The sequence below is a fragment of the Pararhizobium sp. genome, from assembly GCF_035497515.1.
GTDB lineage: Bacteria > Pseudomonadota > Alphaproteobacteria > Rhizobiales > Rhizobiaceae > Pararhizobium.
In genome coordinates, this window is record NZ_DATJDJ010000163.1 from 1 (window position 1) to 4,065 (window position 4,065).

The 4,065-nt window shown below is 60.9% G+C and carries 4 protein-coding genes and 1 pseudogene; all 5 read right to left on the reverse strand.

The genetic code is table 11. The features are described 5' to 3' along the window. Window positions 1-191 (reverse strand): annotated as a pseudogene (locus VL202_RS16145) (ABC transporter substrate-binding protein); the annotation flags it as partial. Between the two features lie 27 nt (window positions 192-218). Further along, complete coding sequence (locus VL202_RS16150; protein WP_325465111.1) at window positions 219-1,139, reverse strand: ABC transporter permease; 921 nt, start codon at window positions 1,137-1,139, stop codon at window positions 219-221. After that, window positions 1,139-2,038 (reverse strand): ABC transporter permease, encoded by a 900-nt coding sequence (locus VL202_RS16155; RefSeq protein WP_056331406.1) that lies wholly within the window; start codon window positions 2,036-2,038, stop codon window positions 1,139-1,141. The genes VL202_RS16150 and VL202_RS16155 overlap by 1 nt, the downstream gene beginning before the upstream one ends. Beyond that, complete coding sequence (locus VL202_RS16160) at window positions 2,013-2,624, reverse strand: ANTAR domain-containing response regulator (RefSeq protein WP_056331404.1); 612 nt, start codon at window positions 2,622-2,624, stop codon at window positions 2,013-2,015. The genes VL202_RS16155 and VL202_RS16160 overlap by 26 nt, the downstream gene beginning before the upstream one ends. Then, window positions 2,621-3,697 (reverse strand): transporter substrate-binding protein, encoded by a 1,077-nt coding sequence (locus VL202_RS16165; protein WP_325465112.1) that lies wholly within the window; start codon window positions 3,695-3,697, stop codon window positions 2,621-2,623. Before VL202_RS16165 ends, VL202_RS16160 begins: the two co-directional genes overlap by 4 nt. Window positions 3,698-4,065: the final 368 nt, after the last annotated feature.

Consider the following 4,065-nt stretch of genomic DNA (forward strand, 5'->3'; position numbering starts at 1 on the left):
CCGTCGAAGACCGATTTGATCATCGACCAATTCTGCCAGTCGTAGCCGATGGCCGGATCGAGCGTGGCGACATCGTCTTTGTAGGTGACGACCATGTTGCCGCCGTGCTTGGGCTCCTGGGCCTGCGCCGGGGCAAGCGCGGGCAACGCCATCAGCATCGCAAGCGCGGTGGAAAGGATCAGCTTCTTCATAGTCTTCACTCCTCTGGGTTGAAGGTTTCAGCGCAGCTTGATGCGCGGATCGATGAGCGGCGAAATCAGGTCGGCGACGAGGTTGCCGAGGACGATGCCGCAGGCTGAGACGAGCGTAACGCCCATGATGATTGGGATGTCGACGCGCTGGATTGCTTGCCAGGCGAGCTGGCCGATACCGGGCCAGCCGAAAACGCTTTCGACAACGACGATACCCGACATGAACAGGCCGATATCAATACCGATCATGGCGATGATCGGCAGGATCGCATTGGGTAGGGCGTGGCCAAGGATGACCTTGCTGCGGCCGAGGCCCTTGGCACGTGCCGTGCGAATGAAGTCGGCGCGCAGCACGTCAACCATCGAAGAGCGCATGATACGCGAGTACCAGCCGGAGCCGAGGATGCCGAGCGTCAGCGCCGGCAGGATCAGATGCATAAACGTTCCGTACCCGCCGATCGGAAACCAGCCGAGCTTCACGGCAAAGACGAAGAGCAGCAGCAGCGCCACGACGAACTGGGGAGCAGAGACCGTCAGGAAGCTCGTCAGCATCAGACCATTGTCGAGCGCCTTGCCGCGGTTCAGCGCGGCGACGATGCCGAGCGGCAGGCCGATCAGAAGTTCGCAGGCGATGGCCGCCACGAGCAGAAGCAGCGTCGCCGGCAGGCGGGAGGCGATCAACTCCGCCACTTCCGTTTTCTGAAGGTAAGAGCGGCCGAAGTCACCCTGAACGAGGTTCAGCAGGTAATGTCCGTACTGGACGAAGAAGGGCTGATCGAGACCGAGTTGCTGGCGGATGCTTTCGACAGTCGCCGCTGTCGCCGAACGGCCGGCGATCTGCCGCACCGGGTCTGCCGGCAACACATAGAGCAGTACGAAGGTGATGAAGGAGACACCGAGCAGGATGAGCGCGGACTGGACGAGGCGTCTGAGAATATAGGCGGCCATCAGTCACGTCCCTGCTGTGTCGGGTCGAGAATGTCGCGGAGCGCATCGCCGACCAGGTTGAAGGCCAGTGCGAGAAGCAGGATCGCGGCACCCGGAATGAAGACAAGCCATGGTGCCGACTGGAAGTAGGTCTGGTTCTCGAAGATGATATTGCCCCAGGACGGGATGGGAGGCTGAACGCCGATGCCAAGGAAGGACAGCGTTGCTTCGAGCAGAACGGTCGTTGAAATGCCGAGCGTGCCCCAGACTATCAGCGTCGGGACCAGATGCGGCAGGATGTGCTTGAAGAGGATACGGCCGTGCCCCGCGCCCAGCGTCTTTTCGGCGGCGATGTAATCGCGTTCGGCGAGCGACGAGGTCTGCGTGAAGATCACGCGTGCGGTCTGCACCCAATTCACGAAGGCAATCACCATTGCGACGATCCACAATGATGGCGAGAAGATCGCGGCAAGGCAGATTGCCAGAAGCAGCGCCGGAAACGCCATCATCAGGTCGGTAAAGCGCATCAGTACGGCGCCGATGACGCCCCGGAAGTAGCCCGCTGTCACGCCGACGATCGTACCGATGAAGAGCGCGGCGCCGTTGGCCACAAGCCCTATGATCAGTGAGGTCTGTGCTCCATAAAGGATACGGGAGAACAGGTCGCGACCAAGGAGATCGGTCCCGAACCAGAAGGTCTCGTTCGGCGGTAGCGGCGCGCCTTCGAGTGTCAGGCCGTCGAAGAACTGCTCATAAGGGTCGTGAGGCGCAAGCCAGTCGGCAAAGACCGCGCCGCCGACGCAAATGAGCACGATCAGCAGCCCCAAGACGGCAAGCTTGCAGCTCATTAGCCTGCGCAGGACCGAAGGTCCTTCCGCCGGCACGACCAAGGGTTCAGGCGAGATCGATGCGTCTGCCATCGTCGGTGCCCCTCTCATTTGAATGGTTCGCCACCAGCCGCTCGGCGGCGGTTTCGATTGTGACGCGCCAAGCCATCGCGGTCTGGCGCAAAAGGTCATAGGCCTCAGCCTCTGTCTTGCCCTGCATCACGAAGATCATGACAGCGCGAACGATCGTCTGTCGCGCCGACAGGCGGTTCTGCAGGTCGGTGATTAGGGCTTCTGATGCCTTGGCTCGATCGAAATTGCTGCGCGCAACGAGGAGAGCGGCGTATACGCCCTTGTCGCTCATGGGTTTGAGGAGCTGCGCATGCGCGCCCATCTCCATGGCCCAGCGAAGGCGACCCGGCGCTTCCGATCCGATCAACGCGATCATGGGCATCGGTGATTGCCCGGACGACCAGTGGAACTGCTCATCGTGGCCCATGTCGGCGTCATAGAAGATGAAGTCGGCAGCGATCGCCTCGACCGGCAACTCTGGCCAGGCTTCGCGAACTGCAAGTCCAATTACTCCCAGTTGGCGGATGAGCCCCTGCACCGACGGGTGGGGCCGATGCAGGATCCAGGCTGTCGCTCCCCCGAGGTTTTCCGTCCTGATGGCTGTCATGACACCACCTTCAGCATGGAGCCGCTGGAGGAGGTCTGCGGATGACGAGTGAGATAGGGATCGGCCCGGAGTGCCGGGAGACGCTTGATCTCGTGAAAGCGACCATCCGCAAGCCGCGCTATGATGGCTGGCTGGCGCGCATGAAGATGCGCCGGGTCGAGCCGCGGTGTGTAGCCGGACGTGATGGCGGAACGCAGCAAGTCGGAAAGTGGGAGCATTTCTGCGCGCGGACGGCCGTGCAACAGATTGGCGAGTTCATGCACGGACTGGCGTGCCATCTCATGGAATGATCCGCCGTAACTGCCATCCGGCTCGAACCACGGGCCCGCCGATACCAACCCCTCGGCCGCGCCACCCGCGGATTTGATTTCGCATTCGGTGAAGTTGCAGGACAGGACGGTGAGGCCGTTGTCGATCCCCGTTTCCTGTTTTAGCTCCGCCAGTCGCGCAAGAAACGCATAGGAGCTGTCACCCACCAGCGAGTTCAGGACGAAATCCGGCTTCAAGACGCGGATCTCCTGGATGATGTGATCCACGTCGGTGTCGCCGACGGCGAGATAGCGATCGCCCAGCACTTCGCCGGCCGATGCCGCTACTCGCTCTCGGGCAATGCGGGCTATTTCCCAGCCCCATATGTAATTGGAGCCGACGAAGTATGCTCGCTTGCCGAGGGCCGGCAATGCCCAATCGAGAAGCGGGAGCAGATGCTGGTTCGGACAGGCATGCATATAGGCGACGCGTTCAGACGCCTCGAAGCCTTCATAGGGGACTGGATACCACAGCACCCCGTCGTAGCGCTCGAGCTCAGGGATGACCTCTTTGCGGCTCGCCGAGGTGATGCAGCCGAAGATATGGCGGGCTTCAGACTCCCTCAGAATTTCGCGGCACAATGGCGCATAGCGGTCGAGCCGACCTTCCGGATCGCGCTCTACCACTCGGAAGGCGACATCGAGCCGGGAATCGGCATTCACCTCGGTGACGCCTTGCAGAACTCCCTGGCGACTTGCGTGCGCCAACGCTGCGTACATGCCGCTGCGAGATAGGAGCACGCCTATGTCTATCACCCGTTTCATTGAGGGTCCCAATACAAAAAGCCCCGAGCGATGCGCGTTGCAAAACGCGATCGAAACGGGGCTCGAATGCCGGCTATTTGTCTCAGCTTAGCGCTGGAGATTGCAGATTGGAAGTAAAATTACGTGATAAGGTAGCGAAATTGCACGATTGCATCTCGCGCCCTTCTTGCTGCGCAACAATTGTGTGAACTGCCGCCTTCTTGTCCGATACACTTCGATGGAAATTGCCAGGGCTTGTGCGATCGAGTTCCGTACCCTGAGCAAAGCTTCGGAGGTGGCCGCCCCTTATCTGGAGGCTCGATGCCGGCGGCCGGTTGGCAAGATACGACGAGTGAACCGATGCATGACAGCGTGTTCGAAGACAAGGC

Excerpts from the sequence above, each read along its gene's own strand:
- VL202_RS16160 (WP_056331404.1), bottom strand. The coding sequence starts at position 2,624 with ATGACAGCCATCAGGACGGAAAACCTCGGGGGAGCGACAGCCTGGATC.
- VL202_RS16165 (WP_325465112.1), bottom strand. The coding sequence starts at position 3,697 with ATGAAACGGGTGATAGACATAGGCGTGCTCCTATCTCGCAGCGGCATG.
- VL202_RS16150 (WP_325465111.1), bottom strand. The coding sequence starts at position 1,139 with ATGGCCGCCTATATTCTCAGACGCCTCGTCCAGTCCGCGCTCATCCTG.
- VL202_RS16155 (WP_056331406.1), bottom strand. The coding sequence starts at position 2,038 with ATGGCAGACGCATCGATCTCGCCTGAACCCTTGGTCGTGCCGGCGGAA.